Here is a 17883-nt window from a genome sequence, read left to right on the forward strand (position 1 = left end):
CCCTGCGCCCTTGGTGGTTCCCCCGTTGGTAGCAAGTGGCGTGGATTTAGGGGTATCAAGAAATTTAGAAGGCTAAGGCATCAAGTAAAAATAAGTAGTGCGAGCATCTTGCTCGCGCGGGCAAGACTTCGGCGTGAGCGCTCAGTCGAACGCTGCCCGCACTACAAATATTAAATTGTTCAACTTATTTTTACACGACTCCTAAAGGAGTAGTTGGCAAACACGCCCTAGCCCCTTAGAAATCCCAGGCGCGTCTTTTCTTCCAAGGGCCAGAAATTGCATAGGTAATTCCCGGAGTTTGAATATTCACAAACAAAGTTCTACCATCGGGTGAGAAGCAAGCACCGGCAAATTCACTATCATTTAAGTTATTGAAGGCAAACTGATAAATTTCGCCGTCTTCGTTTACACCCACAACATATTGGCTGTCTCCGCCACCATCTTCACATAAGAACAGATCGCCAAAGGGAGAAACTGTAATATTATCTGGCTCATCTAGCACATCCCCGGTTGGAGATGCTTCAATCAGCAAAGTCAGTGTTTCTTTACGAGGATTGTATGCCCAAACTTGACCGTTACCGCGATCCCTAGAATCAACAGCTTTGGGGCCACCTTGAGTAGAAATGAAGTAAATTAGTCCTTTACCATACCAAGCGCCTTCACCTCTAAAGAAAATTGCTGCTCCTTTACGCTGGGCTTCGTAGCGCACTCCCAAACCTTTAGCTTTGCTTTCTTCAATGGGATCTGGATCGTCAATTTTTACCCACTCTACTGGCAGTTCTTTGCCAACGGGAATTAGCTGAGTATTAATATTACTTGTATCTACGCCGTTGGGATAAGCTTTGATTTTCAAAGCGTACAGAGTCCCACCCCGTGCTAAGTCACCAGGCTTTTTCGGTTTGACTTTAGGTACAAATCGATAAAAGCAGCTATCACTTCGGTCTTCAGTTTCGTAAATATAATGAGTTTTTGGGTCTACAGCCACAGCTTCATGGCTAAAGCGTCCCATATCTATCAAGGGAACTGGGGTTACTAAACCACTGTTAGCATTAGCAACTACTTCAAAATTGTAACCGTGTTTTTTTGTACCACCAACAGTAGTAGAGAAAGTTTCTTCACAGCTAATCCAGCTATCCCAAGGTGTGGGGCCTCCAGCACAGTTACGAATTGTTCCTGCTAAAGAACCAAACTGTTTGATTACTTCGCCGTTACGCCCAATAACAATTGTCGTTGTTCCACCTTGTGCTTCGGTTGAGTATTTTATTGAGCCAGAAACTGGATTTGGAGAACTAGTACCTAACTCATGATTGCGGACTAGAATTGTAGTCTTGCCTTTTCCGGGAAACGCTGCCATACCATCATGACCTGCTGGTACAGCAAAACCATCGCTCATTTTTTGGGTTCTAATTGAGAGCGCACGGTATTTAAATCCAGGGGGTAGTTTCAATAAAGGTTGTGAACTTAAATTGATACCATCAATTACTAAGTCTTTGAGTTCAGATACGTTTTCAGGAAACTTTGGTTCCAATGTACCAAAACCCCTACCTTTGGGTATGTGACCGCTAGCTACTCTGGCATAGAATGCTTCTAGAGGAGAAACCATAGTCACGCCAATAGCACTCGCACCAGCGAGTTTAAAGAAATTACGTCTTGATAAGTTCATTGAGAATATTTGGGGAAAAACAGCACTAATCAAGACAATAAAAATTATTTTTTAATAAATTAGTAAGGCACGGTTAAGAGTTACTATGCAAATTTCAGTATTAATCTGCTGATTTAATAGTTATTAATCTAGGTTTAAGAATATTTCTATTATTTTACATTTCTTAAAAATACCAGAAATGCGAATCGGCGATCGCGAGCTTTTATTATATTCAACAGAGAATATTCTGTAATATTTACACAAAAAGCGAAATTCGGCTACAGCATTTAAAATAATATCTACACCCATTTGCTGAGGCGATATGCTTTTAGAACTGCAACAAATTATCGTCAAACCAGGTCAACAAATGCTGCTTAAAGATGTTAGTTGGCAACAATTAGAAAATATCTTAGCAGAGATGGGAGAACGCCGTGCTGCACGCATTTCTTATAGTCATGGTTGGTTAGAAATTATGGTGCCGCTACCAGAACATGAAAAAGATAAAGAATTTATTGGTGATTTAGTCAAACTTTTATTAGATAAACTCCAAATAGATTTGGAACCTTTTGGTTCCACAACATTGAAAAATGAGCGAATGCGGCAAGCTGTAGAACCAGATACGAGTTTTTATATTCAAAATCAAGCGGCTGTAATTGGGAAGAATCGCATTGATTTAACTGTAGATCCCCCACCAGATTTAGCAATTGAAATTGATATTACCTCCCGCACCAGATTTGAAAATTATCAGCTTTTGGGAGTTCCTGAACTGTGGCGATATACACAACAAGGGTTAGAAATTAATTTGCTGCAAGCAGGTAAATATATCAAGTCTCAATCTAGTCCTAATTTTCCTGGTATCCCTATTATTGAGTTAGTCAATGACTATGTTCAGCAGTGTTTAACTATTGGCAGAAGTCAAGCTATGCGTAATTTTAAAACTTGGGTGAAAAATAATATTTAGGGGCTAGCTCGAAGCACTAGTATAAAAACGCAAAGCAAACCGCCAAAACCAAGTGGATACTAAAAACAGTCCTAATGCCAAGATTATGCCACCAATTAGCCAGGTAATTTGTCCTCGTCCTAACATTGCTTCTGCTGGAATTGTGGTTAAAAAAGCTACTGGCACCACAAAGGTAAAGAAAAAGCGATAAGCAGCAGGATAAGCAGCGATGGGGTATCTGCCTGCTTCTAATAAACCCCGTAAAACTTCGGTAACGTTGTATATTTTCACAAACCAAATGCTAGTTGCACCTAGCATAAACCACAGGCTGTAAAGAATTACCAAACCTAATAATAAAGGTACTGCACTAACTAAATAGTTATTGATACTCAAGCCCAGGCGTTTACCTGCATAGCCAATTATCGCGCCGCCAAAAATTAAGTCGGGTAGTCCCCAAGGTGACAGGGTGTGGGTAGAAAGCCAAAATTGACTGCGGATAGGTTTAAGGAGAACAAAGTCTAAAGTCCCTTCTTGTACGTGGCGGACTATATTATTTAAGTTGGGTGCGAGGAAGGTAGAAGAAAAACCTTGAAGTAGGGTAAAAATTCCTAGCACAACTAAAGCAGCATCCCATGACCAACCTGCAAAATTGTAGCCAGTGCTGTAAAACAAGAATAAGCCAAACAGACTACCTGCGAGATTCCCCAAGCTGGTGATGGTAGCGACAATAAAGTTAATGCGATATTCCAACTCAGCTGCGATCGCAGTTATCCAAAATAGCTTTAGCACTCTGAGATATCTCTGCATTTTCCACCCCTTACCGCAAACTTACGGAATATATTCACGTAATCTTAATATTAGTTTGCGTTTCCCAAAATAGCCTAAGGCTAAGATGTTGTATGTTTCTGCTGGAGAGGTTCGATATTCTATGCATTTCGATTTACCAGAAATAATTAAATCACTGGGTTATTTTGGTGTGTGGGGAATTATCTTTGCTGAGTCTGGTTTGCTGATTGGTTTTTTTCTTCCTGGTGATAGCTTGTTGTTTACTGCTGGCTTTGTTGCGTCTCAACATTTACTAAATATTTGGATTTTAATTATTGGTGCTTTTATCTGTGCTGTGCTTGGTGATAATGTTGGCTATGCTACCGGCTTTAGATTTGGTAGAAAATTATTTAGTAAAGAAGATTCATGGTTATTTCATAAGAAACATATTGTTAAAACCCAAAAATTTTACAACAAACATGGGAAGAAAACTATTGTTTTAGCTCGTTTTGTCCCCATTGTCCGCACTTTTGCGCCAATTGTGGCGGGTGTTGGTTCAATGCATTATCGGACATTTATGTCTTATAACTTGGTTGGTGGTTTTATCTGGACATTTGGAATTACTTTTTTAGGATTCTTTTTGGGTAAATCTTTACCACCAGAACAAGTAGATAAATACTTGTTACCAATTATCGGGTTGATTATTGTTGTTTCTTTACTGCCATCAATTTTTCATGTAATTCAAGAAAGTAAATCTAATAAGTAAAGTAAGTTTAAAACATCAAGTAAAGATAAGTAGTGCGAGCATCTTGCTCGCCCTGGCAAGACTTCGGCGTGAGCGCTCAGTCGAACGCTGCCCAAACTACAAATATTAAATTATTTAACTTATTTTTACACGACTATTAAGGCAGTAAATATCAGTTAAGAGGGAACAGGGAACGGGCAACGGGCAACAGGGAAATTCCCATAATTAAAATTAAGTGTGGGCAAGATGCCCAAACTACAAATATTAAATTGTTTAACTTATTTTTACACGACTATTAAGGCAGTAAATATCAGTTAAGAGGGAACAGGGAACGGGCAACGGGCAACAGGGGAATTCCCATAATTAAAATTAAGTGTGGGCAAGATGCCCAAACTACAAATATTAAATTGTTTAACTTATTTTTACACGACTATTAAGGCAGTAAATATCTGGTAAAAACTGCTTTTGTTTACCATTTATTAATCGGCATTTTATTTATAATTGTGTCTACTAAATTAGACAGTATATTTCAGGTAAATTAGGTACGCGCTTGGGGGCATGGCAGTGCCAGTGCCCCTACAATCAACGATAATTTGTAGCTTGGGGGCATGGCAGTGCCAGTGCCCCTACAATCAACGATATTATTTAATGGTGAGGATTTTATTCCTCAAAATCATCGCCAATTAAAGAAAGGATTAAGTATTAGCTCTATTGTGAGAGATTAAATCGTTGTAGCTGTAACTGCCATTGGCAAAATTAAATTGCTCAAAACCAGTGGCGATCGCGCTGATGCCATCTAGTTGAAAAATTACACTATTCTGCCTATTATAAATACCAAAACTAATCTCAAAATTTCCAATGTTGTAAGCGTCAAAACTGATTGTATCGAAACCTCTGCCACCATCAATTATAGCCTGACCAAATCCTTGTAAAAAGTCGTCACCTTCTCCTAAGTTTATCTGTACGCCACCGCCTAAACTAGAGGCAATTAAGGTATCGTTTCCTCTACCTGTATCAATAGTGCCGCCAAATATGCCGTAACTGTTGTCTCCTGTAGCTTTGGCAATGATTTTATCGTTACCAAGCCCGGTATGAATTGAGCCGCGATTGTTGTCAATGGCGATCGCGGTTTGATAAGCTTTAGCGGTAGCTTCTATAATATCGTCTCCGCGACCAGTAGCAATCCAGCCCCTAGTGTTGTCAATAGCGATCGCTTTATCATTAACTTCAGTACTAGCTTGAGCAACAGCCAATGCTAAAGCTTGATTATCGGATGTTGCATTTGCAAAAGCCGAACTATAAGTTGCGGACAAGCCAGCAGTACTAGTAGTAGCACTCGCGCTGAGAGTATCATCACCCTTACCAGTGAAAATTGTTCCGCTAGTATTCCTAATCCCCGTGGCGGTGATGCTTCCTGTGGCTAAACTTGTGGCTACTGCTTGAGCAAAAGCTGTCAGAGTGTCAGAGGCTGGGGTTTTGCAGATAACTTCTACGATACTTGTAGCATCTACAGTAGCTATGGCTACCGCACTAATCGAACCTTCAGTATCACCACTGACAGAGTCATCGCCTTTACCTGTGTAAATTCCCCCCCATGAGTTATCAATTCCGTTAACATTAGCATTGACATTAAGGGATGCAAAAGCACTAGCAATGGCTGTTGCATCTCGTTTCTCTGCAATAGCTATAGCTTGAGATACTGTCTCTGCAAGGACGCCGATATTTGCTATTGCTCTACCTCTAACTACATCGTTACCATCATTGGTATGAATCACTCCTTCATTTTTAATCCCATAGGTAGAAATAGCAGCTTTAGCATTGGGAACTTCCAAGGATCTCCCCTTACTTTTTCCTGTTTCTAGCTCGACATAAACTCCTAAACCAAAATCAGCGCTAATGCTAGAAGTCCCGATGATTCTATCATCTCCGTTTAATGTATTTACATAAGCAAATCGGGGATTGTATATTGCTCTATTTTGATTAACAACATCCGCGTTATTGCTAAACCTGATTCTGTTTAAGTTTAAGGCTGTCATAAAATTATCCTCTATATTGATTTACAGCATGAATTTGCACCAAGTTTTAGATTTTAAATTTTGGCTTGAAGATGCAAAACTTAAAATCTCAGTTGGTTTGCAGCAGGCGAATTCCTTCGGGAAATAAATTCCCAAGGTAAATTAGCAAATTTTAGATTTTCAGTTTGAGATTTTGGATTGAGAGAATTTTGTTCTCTAACCCTAAAGCCAAAATGAATTGATCAATATTGATTTGATGGTAAAAGCCCCTAGATTTATTTGTAGCATCGGAAGCATCCCAAATGTGTAAATTTATTTTGTAGTGCTGGCTTCTAGCCAGCTTCCTAGAAGTTAGGGAGCAAGATACTCCCACTACAAATTTTATTTTGGCAAAATTGGGATGCTCCCGTAGCATCAATCCAAAATCTAAAATTTAAAATCTAAAATTACTTGTCGATAAAAGCACCCATAATAATTGTTGGCTGTTAAAATTTAACGGCCAACATCAATATCTTAAAAATAAGAGAGTTCCAAAAATCCGAGAAATTTTAAATTCTCGATGAAAGCATTAAGCGTGAGAAATTAAGCAAGCCTTAATTCAAGAGGATTGTAACTAGCATCAGCAAAGTTAAATTGCTCAAAGCCAGTAGTATTTAAGGTAACGCCATCAAGTTGAAAACTGACACTATTGTTGAGGCTAATACCAAAAATACCACCAAACTTAATCTGAAAATCTTTGAAATTGTAGTCAGATAAGTCGAGTGTATCCCAACCTAGACCACCATTTATTTGAGCTGCACCGAAACCTTTAACAGAGTCGTTACCTGCACCCATATCAATGTTAACGCCACCACCAAAACTAGAGGCGAAGATCCGGTCGTTTCCGTGACCTGTATTTATACTACCACCAAATATACCATAAGAGTCAGAGCCAGTAGCTTTGGCAATAATTGTATCGTCTCCTACCCCGGTATCAATTTTGCCGCCACTGTTGTTGATAGCGATCGCTTTATCAGTGGCTTTAGCGGTAGCAGATACAAGCGCCTCTGCTAAAGCTTTATTCTCACCAGTAGCATTGGCTATGGCAGCACTAATAGTACCTGCAAAAGCACCGGCGCTAGATGTGGCAGTAGCATTAATGGTATCGTTACCGTCTCCAGTGCTAATTTCACCCCGACTATTATTTATCCCGGTGGCTGTAATGCTGGCTTTGGCTAAACTTGTAGCCATTGCTTTAGCAAAAGCTGTGACTCCATGAGAGATTGGCGCTTCAGCTATCGCCACTGCGGTAGCTAATGCGATCGCTGAGACTGAGCCTTCAGCATCGCCAATTATGGTATCGTTATTTTTACCAGTATGAATATGACCCAAGGAATTATCAATTCCTTCGGCAGTAGCTTTGATGTTAATAGAGGCAAAAGCATTGGTGATGGCTACAGCATCTGCTCTTCTAGCAAAGGCTATGGCTTGAGATACTGACTCGGCTGTAGCGCTAATGTTAGCCTTGGCACTACCTTTAATGACATCTAAGCCATTATTTGTATTGATAGTTCCTTCGTTTTTAATCCCATAGACTTCAACATCAGCCTTACCACTCAACTCAGCAGAAGCGATCGCGAATTGTCCTCTGCTAGCTTTAGCTCCAACAAAGCTATATACTTCAAAACCACGACTTACATTGGCAGTACCAGTGATTTTATCATCGCCGCCCAAAGTATCTACATAAGAGGATTTGGGATTGTATATTGCCGCACCTGGATTGAGGACATCAGAATTATTACTAAACCTGACTTTAGCTAAGTTTATGTTGGTCATAAAACAATCCTTTTCATTTTAATTTGCTGCATCACTTTTAAGTTATGGCAATTAAGCCACAACTTAGACTTATATATATGCAGTTAATTATTCACCTACTTAATGATTAAATAAGTGATTTAACTATATGTTTGGCAACTTGATTAATCACCAAAAGCTAGCATTTACACATCAATAGGGCAAATTTATTTCTACAAATAAATTATTGGATATTTAGTTTCTTTTTGAGATTTTGTTAGCTAGTTAATTTAAACAAATATTGTTTAGCAAGTAGTGTTTTATGCTCGCTTATATCTAGCATAATTCATCTTGCAAAATAATCTAGCCATTTTGGCTAGTTTTTTGTCTAATTTAACCAAACAATAGGGAATGCACTTATTTAAACCTGATAAATAAATTTTTTATGAATTTATCTAGGTTTTTTATAATGTAAAGTTAAATTTCTCTAGAAAAGATGGTCATTAGAGACGCGATAACCCTTGTCTGTACAATAGTCATTAGTCCTGGGTTAGATACAGGACTTACGTAAAAATGACGTAAAAGCCTTCGTTGATTGTAGGGGCACTGGCACTGCCATGCCCTGAAGCCCCTACAATTTGGCATAATTTATTTTTTGGCGTTCCCTAAGTAACGGCTGGTTCTAACATCTGAATTGTGCCAAGATTGGCATTGATTTCCACATTGACACCAACTGGCAAGGTAAATTTATCTGGAATATGACCAATTGCCGCACCATACCAAGCAGGAATACCAAAGGGGCCAATGTGGTCTTGTAATACTTGCATTACAGTAAAATTTGGTTCATCGCCTAGACTACAGTTAGTACATTGTCCAAAAATCAAGCCAGCAATGCGATGTAGTATACCAGCATTTTTTAATTGGGTGAGCATTCGGTCTATACGGTAGATATCTTCACCGATGTCTTCCAAAAAAAGAATTGTTTGGTTCCAAGCCGGAAGATAAGGCGAACCTACCATTGCTGCTAGTACCGATAAATTACCGCCTACAAGTTTACCTTGAGCTTTCCCCGGTGCAATGGGGGAAAATTGCCAGGTGTTGGTGGTGGGGTTTTGCATTGTCATTGCTTCCCCGGTAAACAGAATACGCTGAAGGTAATCTAGGGTAAACTGATTCCAGGTTGAAATTGCCACCGGGCCGTGAAAAGTAATAATGCGGCTGCGGGCGTTAATAGCTAATAATAAAGAAGTAATATCGCTGTAGCCCATCAAAATTTTGGGATGGGAGCGGATATTAGTATAGTTGAGTAAAGGTAACAGGCGATTACAACCCCAACCGCCGCGCATCGCCATAATCGCTTTTACAGATTTATCGGTAAACATAGAGTTTATGTCAAAAGCGCGATCGCTATCTTTCCCCGCTAAATAACCATAACGATCTAAAATATGTTTACCTAACTTGACTTTTAAACCTAAATCTGCAAAGTTGCGCTGTGCTGTTTCCACATGTTTTGCATCCACAACAGCCGCAGGGGCAATTAAGCCCACAGTATCGCCTGTTTGCAAGCGTGGGGGCTTAAGCATCATCTGGGGAGAGAGTTTACCTTGAGCAGTTAACGGTTGTAACTGAGTCGCTAAGGTAGCAAGTCCGAAGTTTGTGAGAAATTGACGGCGATTAGGCATTGGGTATTGGGCATGGGGCATGGGGCATCCCTTCGGCTTCGCTCAGGGCGAGTGGGCATTGGGCATGGGTATTAACTTAAGCTAAAAATAGCCTCTGTCTTAGCTTTGTTGCCCGCCTGAGAATAAATTCTCAGGCTCATAGCCCAAGTAGGGGCGGGTTAAGCGAGATAGTCGTGAATTATGGGAGCATATCTGTGAACCCGCCCCTACTAAAGTAGACTCAAAATTTTGAGGATATTTAGTCATCTTGAGATGACTTTGGCTATGAGCAAGGAACTTCAGTTCCTTGCGGTAACTGGGTTTCGCGTTAAGTTGACTTTTAGCCGGATACTTTATTTAACTGAAAATATACTGTAAATGAGCTTGGGAAATATCAATGGTCAAAAAACGGTTGATAATTGAAATGGGGATGGGAATTGATCAACATGGACAAGAACCAACAGTAGCAGCAGCCAGGGCGGTAAGAAATGCGATCGCTCATAATGCTTTACCTGGAGTTTGGGAAGTAGCAGGTTTAACTGACCCTAATGAGATGATTGTAGAAGTACAAGTAGCCGTACCATACCCAGAACAAGTCAACTCAGAGGAAGTATTAGCTGTACTTCCCTTTGGGCGCAAAACTCTGACTGTAGAATCTGGAGGCATGGTAGTGCAGGGACGAGCAATTCCCTCTCTTAACGATAAAAATGACGAAATGTTGATAGCCGTTGCTGCTGTTACCGTTTTTATCGATAAATAAATAACGATCGTTGATTGTAGGGGCACTGGCACTGCCATACCCCAAAGCGCGTACCTCATTGATCGGAAATATGCTGTATGTAGCGCCGCTACGTTTTCAAAATCACGACTTGTCCAACCTAAACCATTTGCCTGAGTGGCTGGAGATTAAAATCGGAGAATTGGGATAAAAATCTCTGGCGGTAAGTTCTACCTACGATCTATCTTCACCACTCCAGCGACAATGTCTCAACAGCATAATGAATCTTCCCAAATTCAGCAAATCATCGGACTGAAACCCAACCATTTTGCTGATTTAATCAGAACTGCACAATTAATTTTTGACCCCGCAGCCGGACTTTCTGGTAGAAATGTCAAAGTTGACTGGCGCGATTTTGGGATTCCTCTTGACGTAGCAGATAATCTCAAATCTTTGGGAGAAGAGTATCGCTATGCATCTCCCCATGTTCCTGTGGAAAACATTTGGAGCAAATTGACACCAGAAACTCGGATTTGGTTTATGGCACACAAAGATGAGTTATGGCAATTTGAAGAAGCTTTCCCAGCACTTGATGAAGACTAATTTCTCAAATCCGCCTTGATAGCTGAAGGAATCAACAATTAGACTCTGGAAAAAAATACAGTTTGTTGGTAGGGACACAACCTATTGGTTATGTCCCTACTATAATATTGTCGTCTCCAAAATTTTTATGAATTCTCAGCGATTGTACTGAGGCTCAATGTGCTATACATACATCCTTTATCATTGATAGGAAATTTTAAATTTATATCCTGTCTGGGGTATTGCGCGATCGCATTAGCTTATGTGCATAGTTAAACTAATGAGAAAAGCGCTTGATCAATGAATCATACCTTAAGTATTCTTCCCATTGTAGAGGAATCGACCACGGAAAATCCTGCTGTTGCTGTTCAAAATCCATTTATCAAGCAACTAGCAATCTTATTTTTAGAAATGCTTTTAGCTGTGCCCTTTGGTTTCTGTTTAACTAAATTGCATTTAGGCGGAATGGCTTGGTTATTTGGCGGAGTTGCGGCGGGTACTGTAGTGTTGCAGGGATGCCGGATTTTCTATCAATATTCTCCCAAACCTAACCGCACCGCCAGAAAAGTTGGCATGGCATTGGTAGGATTAACAGTTGGAGCCTCAACTAATTACAGCGATTTAGCTACAGTAGCTAATGGTATTCCCATTTTCGTTTTATTAACCTTTTTTCTGTTAATTTGTGGTACTGTTATTGGCTACATTTATTCCCGCCTCAGCCAAACGAATTTATTAACATCAATGCTGGCGACAGTGCCCGGTGGCGTGGGAGTAATGGCTTCTATTGCTGCTGACTATAACAAAAATGTTACCCTAGTTGCATTAGTTCAAGCTTTGCGTGTCACAACTGTAGTTTTGCTGATTCCTTTTATTGTCAGAACGACAGTTGGTAATGCTTGGAATCCGTCAATAATTCCCACTCCAAGTAATTTATTTAATTTTGATATCTCTCAATTAGGATTACTGCTGTTAGTATTGGGAATAATTGGATTAATTGTTTACCTATCGATATTATTTAAAATTCCCGCCGGGGATTTTTTTGGCGCTTTATTAATTGGGATAGGGTTTAACCCGATAATTAATTTGCTACCGTTTGTCCAAGACATTCACTTTACCCCACCATCATTTATCAATATAATTGGGCAAATGTTGTTAGGAATTACCATCGGTGAATATTGGGGAGAAAAACCCAGCTTTGGGAAACGCACCATAGTCTATGCGGTTTTGTCTGTCATCATGACTTTAATCGCTGGTGCGATCGCTGCTATGCTAGCTATGCAATTAACTTCTTGGGATTGGTTAACTTGTCTGTTGGTAACAGCGCCAGGCGGTGCAGCAGAAATGATTCTTGTCTCCCTAGTCTTAAATCATAATGTAGAGGTTGTCACCACAGGTCATTTAATCAGATTAATTGCCATTAACAGTTCCCTACCAATTTGGTTATTTCTATTTCGCCATCTTGACGGGCAATTATCTCTCAAGTAGTTAAAGTGTTGTCGCGCAGCACAACGCACCAACAGAAAACATACAGCAAATTGCTACTTGGTGAGGTACAGATTTATTGGAAAAAGTTAGGTTTAAAACCTCGCCCCTAGTGGGCGAAAAAATCCTTGTTTCGCAAGGTAGGGGACTTACAAAGAATAAATTACCCATATTTCCGTAGTGCGAGCAGCGTTCGACTGAGCGCTCACGCCGAAGTCTTGCTCGCTGTTGTTCTAAAGCGAGCGAGACGCTCGCACTACAAATTGATTGGGTATTTAAAAAATTGGATGTCCCTAGGTAGAAACCCCACCCCTTGTGGGTGGCTGTCTTTAATTTTGAATTTTGAATTTTGAATTGATTTATAGTTGATTGTAGGGGCATTGGCACTGCCATGCCCCGAAGCGCATACCTCATTTACCTGAAATATGTTGTAAGTACAGCTGACGGGAAACACGCAAACAGGAACCCGGAAGTTGATTCAGGCTACGCGAAACACGAAAACATCAACCCTGAAGTTAATTCCGGGAACCCTGAAGTTGATTCAGACTACGCGAAACACGGAAACGTCAACCCTGAAGTTGATTCCGGGAACCCTGAAGTTAATTCAGACTACGCGAAACACGGAAACGTCAACCCTGAAGTTGATTTCGGGAACCCTGAAGTTGATTCCGGGAACCCTGAAGTTGATTCCGGGTTCTTGCAAGCTATAACAATTTAAAAAAAGAATGCGACAGATTGTAGGGGCACTGGCACTGCCATGCCCTCTAAAATATATTGGTACGCCGCAAATTCTATTTAAATTAATATTAATTTTGCATTAACAAAAATATAAGGTGCGTTAGCCTACGGCATAACACACCCTACCAAAAAATTACGAATTACGAATTACGAATTACCTGTAATCTTGACTTTGAATACTGCGTAACCGCGCCGCATCTCGCATATTGTAATCAGCACGGGTAAAGCGGCTTAACTGCGCTTCAAAAAATTCCCGGTTTGCTTGTAAATGCTTGGGATTGGTGTCATCTAAAGGATATAACAGTGCAGTGCGTAATGCTTGAATTACCGCCGATGTTACATTATACATTGACCGTTGGAAACTAATTCCTAACTGAATCAACATATCTTCCTCGCCACGACAATATTGTTTGTAGTAATCAAGCAGATATTGAGGCAAGAAGTGTAACATATCTTGCATTAACAATGTGGGTGGAATACCTGCTGTACCTACAGGAAACACATCAGCGTAAAGAATGCCATAGTGAAAGTCTTTTTGATCGTCAGGTACTTGACCTGCTTGTGCATTATAAGATTTTGTGCCTCTAAAAGGTGCGGTACGGTAGAAAACTGCTTCTACATAAGGTAAAGCGGCTTCGTATAACCAAGTGAAACCCTTAGATTTGGGAATGATTTCGTAGCATTCCCCATCTATATATACATGATGATAAATCGGACGACCGGCGATCGCAAAAATTCCATTTACCAAAAAGTTCATCGCATCGGGGACACCTTTAAACCCGCCTTCGTCGTAGATATCCGACATTTCAAAGAACACGGGTGCCATGACTTCCCAGAATAAACCCAGGTTAGCATAATAAGACATCTGGCGACATTGTTCGATGAACATATCCGGGAACAGCTTATGTAGCCCCAACATTACCGGGTTACCTTTGAAGTAAGCTTTAATTGCCCTATCGGCGTTAGCTTTATATTCTTCCGAATCCAGGTAAGCGTCAAACTGGTTTACTGGTGCGTACATGTGACGATGCCAAAGCATAGCCCGCATACAAGCCTCAGCAAATTCCATGTTAATGCGATCGTGGAATAAATGGTGAAATAATCTAGGCATTTTGCCAGTTTCACCTTTTTCAATAAATGCTAATAATTCAGGATGGGCTGTAGCTTGTCCCCGCCAAATTCTTAAATCTGCATCATCACCAGCATAATGATTATGACGGTCTAAATACTCTTTAGGCAAGAAGTATTTAAAGAAAGGAAAGGGATTTAAAAATTCTTGTTCCGCAATATAAAGTAAATCCCGCCAGTAAAAATCCATCGGCACAGCATAAGCTTTATACAAGCCGATAATTTGCATCAAATTTTCTGGCGTATCAGGTAACATGGAACCACCAGCTTCTAGGCGATGAATTACTTCGGCAAATTCATGCTGAGATGGAGGTAATTTAGTAGCTTTATCAAAAGTTGCTGTCATATATAAATTCCGTTGGAGTTGTCAGGTTTTTTATTTTGTAAAAACGCGATTCATCGCGTCTTTGGAATGTCATTTGTGATGACTATGATGCAATTTCGTCTTGTTGTATTAATAATTGTTCGCGTATCTTTAGGGCGTGAAAAATGCTTAAAACATCATGCGTCCATACTGGCAGAATCATTGTCATGGCGATTTCTTCGAGACTGTAAATCAAACCAGCAATACAAGTTAGCCAAAGAGAAATTCCTGCATAATTAAAGCCAAATAAAGAAATAATCGCAATCGCCAGAGTGATACCCCAAAACTTAGCCGAATAGGTGTGATAGCTAGCAGGTTTACCATATTTGACTAAATTAACTATCCACCATATCACCTGTGCAAAAACTACTGTGAGTAAAGGTATTCGATAAGCAATTAAAACTTCTTTATGTACTAACCAAGCACTCACAAATATGCAACTAAAAAGACAAACATCAGCCCAGCTATCAGCTTGTCTTAATTCGGCAGTACTCACACCAAGTCTGCGGGCAATTATGCCATCAAAAATATCCGAGAGAAAGGCGGCGATAAAACCAACAAGGAACCAAATAGTAGTTTTACCATCAACAGCATCCCAGAGGAGGAAGGGAGAAATTAAAAAGCGAAATCCTACTAAAGCACTGGGAATTAATTTTAGATTCATCCTTCCTCCTAATTTTGGTGCATAACTCTTTTCTCTTCCTTTGTGTACTACCCTTCGGGAACGGCTTCGCCGAACGCGTCTTTGCGGTTCATTTATCAAAATAAATCTCACGCAGAGGCGCAGAGGCGCAGAGAGAAGGAGGAGTTATGGTTTTAAGGCGATTTCTGATTTAACAGTTCTTTCCATTGGGGGAATTGCAGCTACCATTGCTGTAGTTGTAGGTTCACTCCAACGCACTAACCAAGTAGGTTGTACTCCCAAAAAGATGATTAAAACTGCCAAAATCAACGCAGGAGTTTTTTCAAACCATTCCACTTTGGGATAGTAAGCTAAGTTGTCAAGTTTACCAAAGCAGGTGCGGTTCAGCAGGATGACGAAATAAACCGCAGTTAAACCACTAGCAACTACACACAAAATTGTGGGGATAGGAAACGCTGAGAAACTTCCTTGGAAAACGATAAATTCAGCCACGAAACCTGTTAAACCGGGAATACCAGCACTCGCCATTCCACTTAATACTAGCAAGGCACTAATTAAAGGTAAACCCCGAATCGGACTCATTAAACCATTGAGTTTATCTAACTCGCGAGTTCCAACTTTAGTTTCCACAACTCCCACCAAATGGAACAAGATAGCGAGAATTAAACCGTGACTAAACATTTGAGCGACAGCACCAACCAAAGCCAAAGGATTACTAGCAGCACCAGCTAGCAAGATATAACCCATGTGACCGATAGAACTGTATGCTACCATGCGCTTGATATCTTTTTGCGCGATCGCTACTACAGCCCCATATATTGCACTCACCGCACCCCAAATTGCCAATGTCGGTGCGAAAATACTCCAAGCTTGGGGAAACATCCCCATACCAAAACGTAACAATCCGTAGGTTCCCAGTTTAGCTAACACGCCACCCAAAAGAATCGCAATTGGCGCAGAAGCTTCAACATAAGCATCAGGTAACCAAGTATGGAAGGGAACCAAGGGAATTTTGATGCCAAAACCTAAGATAATTCCTGCTAAGAGAATGATTTGTAACCCAGCAGATAAAGTTTGGGTAGAAACTGCATCGAAGGCGAAACTTCTAGCACCAGTTAGCCATACAGTACCCAAGAATGTTGCTAAAATTAAAGCCCCAGAAACAGCAGTGTAAATTAGGAATTTGATACCAGCATAACCGCGTTTTTCTCCTCCCCAAATGGAAATTAGTAAATAGAAGGGAATTAATTCTAGTTCGTAGAACAGGAAGAACAGCAGTAAATTTTGTGCTAAAAATGCCCCTGCTACCCCACCACTGACTAATAAAATGAGGGAGTAAAAAAGCCTTGGTCTTTGGGTTTCTTTGCTGCTACTGTAAATAGCAATCCAGGTGAGGAGGCTATTTAACACCAACATCAAAATAGACAGCCCATCAACTCCTAATTGATAGCTCAAACCAAGAGTTTCATTCCAAGGAATATTCTCTTGAAACTGCATCCCTGGATTGCTGATATCAAATTTGAAGAGAATAAAAATATTCCATAGTAATGTAATAGCAGCAAAGTATAATGCGCTTAACCGCACAGTATTGGTAGGCAGATTTTTAGGTATTAACGCTATAATAGCTGCTGCTAAAATCGGGAGCCAAATCAGAACACTTAACATGGCAATTTGGGTAATTGAGTAAAAAAGAGAATTTCTTAAATATGTCAATGGTCAAATGTCAATAGTCAATAGTCCAGGGATATAAAAGAGACAAATGACAAATGACCAAGGACAAATGACCAATAACTAACTAACTAAACTGACTTTGCCAGTATCTAAATCGTAATAACCACCAACTATTTTCAGTTTTTTTTCTTTGATTAACTCAGCCAGAACTGGCGATGATTGTAGCTTCTCAATTTGCACTAAAATATTAGCTTTACAAGCATTTTCTAATGGATCGCCTGGTTGTCCTTTAGCTCTTTCTACACCTGGTTTAATTGCTTCCAGTAAACTACCAATTTGTCCTGGTACTGAGGCACCTTTAATAGTTGCATCTACAGCTCCGCATCTTTCATGACCTAACACCATAATTACTTTAGCGCCTAAAACTAAGCTACCAAATTCTAGGCTACCAATTTCTTCGGGAGGGGCAATATTACCAGCTACACGACAAACAAATAAATCACCTAAGCCTTGATCGAAAACAATCTCTGAAGGTACTCGTGAATCGGCACAGCCGAGAATTGATGCAAACGGTTTTTGACCTTTTGCAACTTCCTGCAAGCGTTTTATTGATTGATTTGGGTAGCGTTTTTTGGCTTTGACAAATCGCTCATTTCCATCTAATAATTCTTTGAGTGCTGCATCAGGAGTAATATCTTTTTTATCTACTGCTGAGGCTTTTTCAGGTGCAGCCAAATTTGCACCCAATCCGGCTGTTACTACGCCTGCACCAACTGCACCTGCACCGAGTTTCAGTAAATTTCTCCGAGAAACATTGCTTTGGCGATATTGTTTATTCATGGTTTGTCCCCCGACAAATGGAAATCATCGAATATTTTAATGGTTTTAAAAATTGTACGATCGCGCGTGACAACAAAGATAGGTTTTTGGGGCTAGATTTGAGAAATTTTAGCGAATCTATGTAATTTTTAAATCAATAATCCGACGAAAAAATCTCTCTTGTTTTGTCCCTACTG

At 40.1% G+C, this 17883-nt stretch carries 15 protein-coding genes; 6 read left to right on the top strand and 9 right to left on the bottom strand.

All coding sequences use genetic code 11. From position 1 onward, the window contains the following. Positions 1-235: 235 nt before the first annotated feature. A complete protein-coding gene (locus AACW45_RS21125) occupies positions 236-1663 on the bottom strand; it encodes an alkaline phosphatase PhoX (protein WP_190634494.1) in 1428 nt (475 codons plus the stop codon). 301 nt (positions 1664-1964) lie between these two features. Between AACW45_RS21125 and AACW45_RS21130 the strand changes: the two genes are divergently transcribed. Beyond that, complete coding sequence (locus AACW45_RS21130) at positions 1965-2603, top strand: Uma2 family endonuclease (RefSeq protein WP_190634496.1); 639 nt, start codon at positions 1965-1967, stop codon at positions 2601-2603. A 3-nt stretch (positions 2604-2606) separates the two neighbouring features. Here AACW45_RS21130 and AACW45_RS21135 read toward each other — a convergent pair whose 3' ends face one another. Beyond that, on the bottom strand, positions 2607-3389 hold the full coding sequence (locus AACW45_RS21135; protein WP_190634498.1) for an ABC transporter permease: 783 nt from the start codon (positions 3387-3389) through the stop codon (positions 2607-2609). A 121-nt stretch (positions 3390-3510) separates the two neighbouring features. On the opposite strand from AACW45_RS21135, the gene AACW45_RS21140 reads away from it, so the two are divergent. Next, positions 3511-4113: a DedA family protein gene (locus AACW45_RS21140; RefSeq protein WP_190634499.1), complete on the top strand. Its 603-nt coding sequence runs from the start codon at positions 3511-3513 to the stop codon at positions 4111-4113. A gap of 674 nt (positions 4114-4787) precedes the next feature. Here AACW45_RS21140 and AACW45_RS21145 read toward each other — a convergent pair. The 3 genes from AACW45_RS21145 to AACW45_RS21155 all read right to left on the bottom strand — a co-directional run bounded on the left by AACW45_RS21145 (position 4788) and on the right by AACW45_RS21155 (position 9583). After that, positions 4788-6128 (bottom strand): hypothetical protein, encoded by a 1341-nt coding sequence (locus tag AACW45_RS21145; protein WP_199331188.1) that lies wholly within the window; start codon positions 6126-6128, stop codon positions 4788-4790. A gap of 561 nt (positions 6129-6689) precedes the next feature. Next, positions 6690-7922, bottom strand: coding sequence for a hypothetical protein (locus AACW45_RS21150; protein WP_190634501.1), 1233 nt, complete (start codon positions 7920-7922; stop codon positions 6690-6692). A gap of 623 nt (positions 7923-8545) precedes the next feature. Next, positions 8546-9583 carry a S66 peptidase family protein gene (locus AACW45_RS21155; RefSeq protein WP_242045735.1) on the bottom strand — a complete coding sequence of 346 codons (1038 nt, stop codon included), beginning with the start codon at positions 9581-9583 and terminating at the stop codon, positions 8546-8548. A 355-nt stretch (positions 9584-9938) separates the two neighbouring features. Between AACW45_RS21155 and AACW45_RS21160 the strand changes: the two genes are divergently transcribed. The 4 genes from AACW45_RS21160 to AACW45_RS21175 all read left to right on the top strand — a co-directional run bounded on the left by AACW45_RS21160 (position 9939) and on the right by AACW45_RS21175 (position 13041). Next, positions 9939-10301 carry a Lin0512 family protein gene (locus AACW45_RS21160; RefSeq protein WP_096642073.1) on the top strand — a complete coding sequence of 121 codons (363 nt, stop codon included), beginning with the start codon at positions 9939-9941 and terminating at the stop codon, positions 10299-10301. Positions 10302-10523: 222 nt separating this feature from the next. Further along, a complete protein-coding gene (locus AACW45_RS21165; RefSeq protein WP_190634503.1) occupies positions 10524-10862 on the top strand; it encodes a hypothetical protein in 339 nt (112 codons plus the stop codon). Between the two features lie 279 nt (positions 10863-11141). Further along, complete coding sequence (locus tag AACW45_RS21170; RefSeq protein WP_190634505.1) at positions 11142-12326, top strand: AbrB family transcriptional regulator; 1185 nt, start codon at positions 11142-11144, stop codon at positions 12324-12326. 388 nt (positions 12327-12714) lie between these two features. Next, positions 12715-13041, top strand: coding sequence for a hypothetical protein (locus AACW45_RS21175; protein WP_190634507.1), 327 nt, complete (start codon positions 12715-12717; stop codon positions 13039-13041). A gap of 174 nt (positions 13042-13215) precedes the next feature. On the opposite strand, the gene AACW45_RS21180 is transcribed toward AACW45_RS21175, so the two are convergent. The 4 genes from AACW45_RS21180 to AACW45_RS21195 form a co-directional block, all read right to left on the bottom strand. Next, a complete protein-coding gene (locus AACW45_RS21180) occupies positions 13216-14535 on the bottom strand; it encodes a CO2 hydration protein (protein ID WP_190634509.1) in 1320 nt (439 codons plus the stop codon). An 82-nt stretch (positions 14536-14617) separates the two neighbouring features. Next, positions 14618-15217, bottom strand: a complete 600-nt coding sequence (locus tag AACW45_RS21185) for a CDP-alcohol phosphatidyltransferase family protein (protein WP_190634510.1) — start codon at positions 15215-15217, stop codon at positions 14618-14620. A 144-nt stretch (positions 15218-15361) separates the two neighbouring features. Continuing rightward, positions 15362-16861 (bottom strand): NADH-quinone oxidoreductase subunit M, encoded by a 1500-nt coding sequence (locus tag AACW45_RS21190; RefSeq protein ID WP_190634512.1) that lies wholly within the window; start codon positions 16859-16861, stop codon positions 15362-15364. Between the two features lie 126 nt (positions 16862-16987). Then, positions 16988-17707, bottom strand: coding sequence for a carbonic anhydrase (locus AACW45_RS21195; RefSeq protein WP_190634513.1), 720 nt, complete (start codon positions 17705-17707; stop codon positions 16988-16990). Positions 17708-17883 lie beyond the last annotated feature (176 nt).

The sequence above is a fragment of the Calothrix sp. FACHB-168 genome, assembly GCF_963889195.1.
Lineage (GTDB): Bacteria > Cyanobacteriota > Cyanobacteriia > Cyanobacteriales > Nostocaceae > Aulosira > Aulosira anomala_A.

Coding starts and splice junctions, on each gene's coding strand:
- AACW45_RS21125 (WP_190634494.1), bottom strand. CDS start 1,663: ATGAACTTATCAAGACGTAATTTCTTTAAACTCGCTGGTGCGAGTGCT.
- AACW45_RS21130 (WP_190634496.1), top strand. CDS start 1,965: ATGCTTTTAGAACTGCAACAAATTATCGTCAAACCAGGTCAACAAATG.
- AACW45_RS21135 (WP_190634498.1), bottom strand. CDS start 3,389: ATGCAGAGATATCTCAGAGTGCTAAAGCTATTTTGGATAACTGCGATC.
- AACW45_RS21140 (WP_190634499.1), top strand. CDS start 3,511: ATGCATTTCGATTTACCAGAAATAATTAAATCACTGGGTTATTTTGGT.
- AACW45_RS21145 (WP_199331188.1), bottom strand. CDS start 6,128: ATGACAGCCTTAAACTTAAACAGAATCAGGTTTAGCAATAACGCGGAT.
- AACW45_RS21150 (WP_190634501.1), bottom strand. CDS start 7,922: ATGACCAACATAAACTTAGCTAAAGTCAGGTTTAGTAATAATTCTGAT.
- AACW45_RS21155 (WP_242045735.1), bottom strand. CDS start 9,583: ATGCCCCATGCCCAATACCCAATGCCTAATCGCCGTCAATTTCTCACA.
- AACW45_RS21160 (WP_096642073.1), top strand. CDS start 9,939: ATGGTCAAAAAACGGTTGATAATTGAAATGGGGATGGGAATTGATCAA.
- AACW45_RS21165 (WP_190634503.1), top strand. CDS start 10,524: ATGTCTCAACAGCATAATGAATCTTCCCAAATTCAGCAAATCATCGGA.
- AACW45_RS21170 (WP_190634505.1), top strand. CDS start 11,142: ATGAATCATACCTTAAGTATTCTTCCCATTGTAGAGGAATCGACCACG.
- AACW45_RS21175 (WP_190634507.1), top strand. CDS start 12,715: ATGCCCCGAAGCGCATACCTCATTTACCTGAAATATGTTGTAAGTACA.
- AACW45_RS21180 (WP_190634509.1), bottom strand. CDS start 14,535: ATGACAGCAACTTTTGATAAAGCTACTAAATTACCTCCATCTCAGCAT.
- AACW45_RS21185 (WP_190634510.1), bottom strand. CDS start 15,217: ATGAATCTAAAATTAATTCCCAGTGCTTTAGTAGGATTTCGCTTTTTA.
- AACW45_RS21190 (WP_190634512.1), bottom strand. CDS start 16,861: ATGTTAAGTGTTCTGATTTGGCTCCCGATTTTAGCAGCAGCTATTATA.
- AACW45_RS21195 (WP_190634513.1), bottom strand. CDS start 17,707: ATGAATAAACAATATCGCCAAAGCAATGTTTCTCGGAGAAATTTACTG.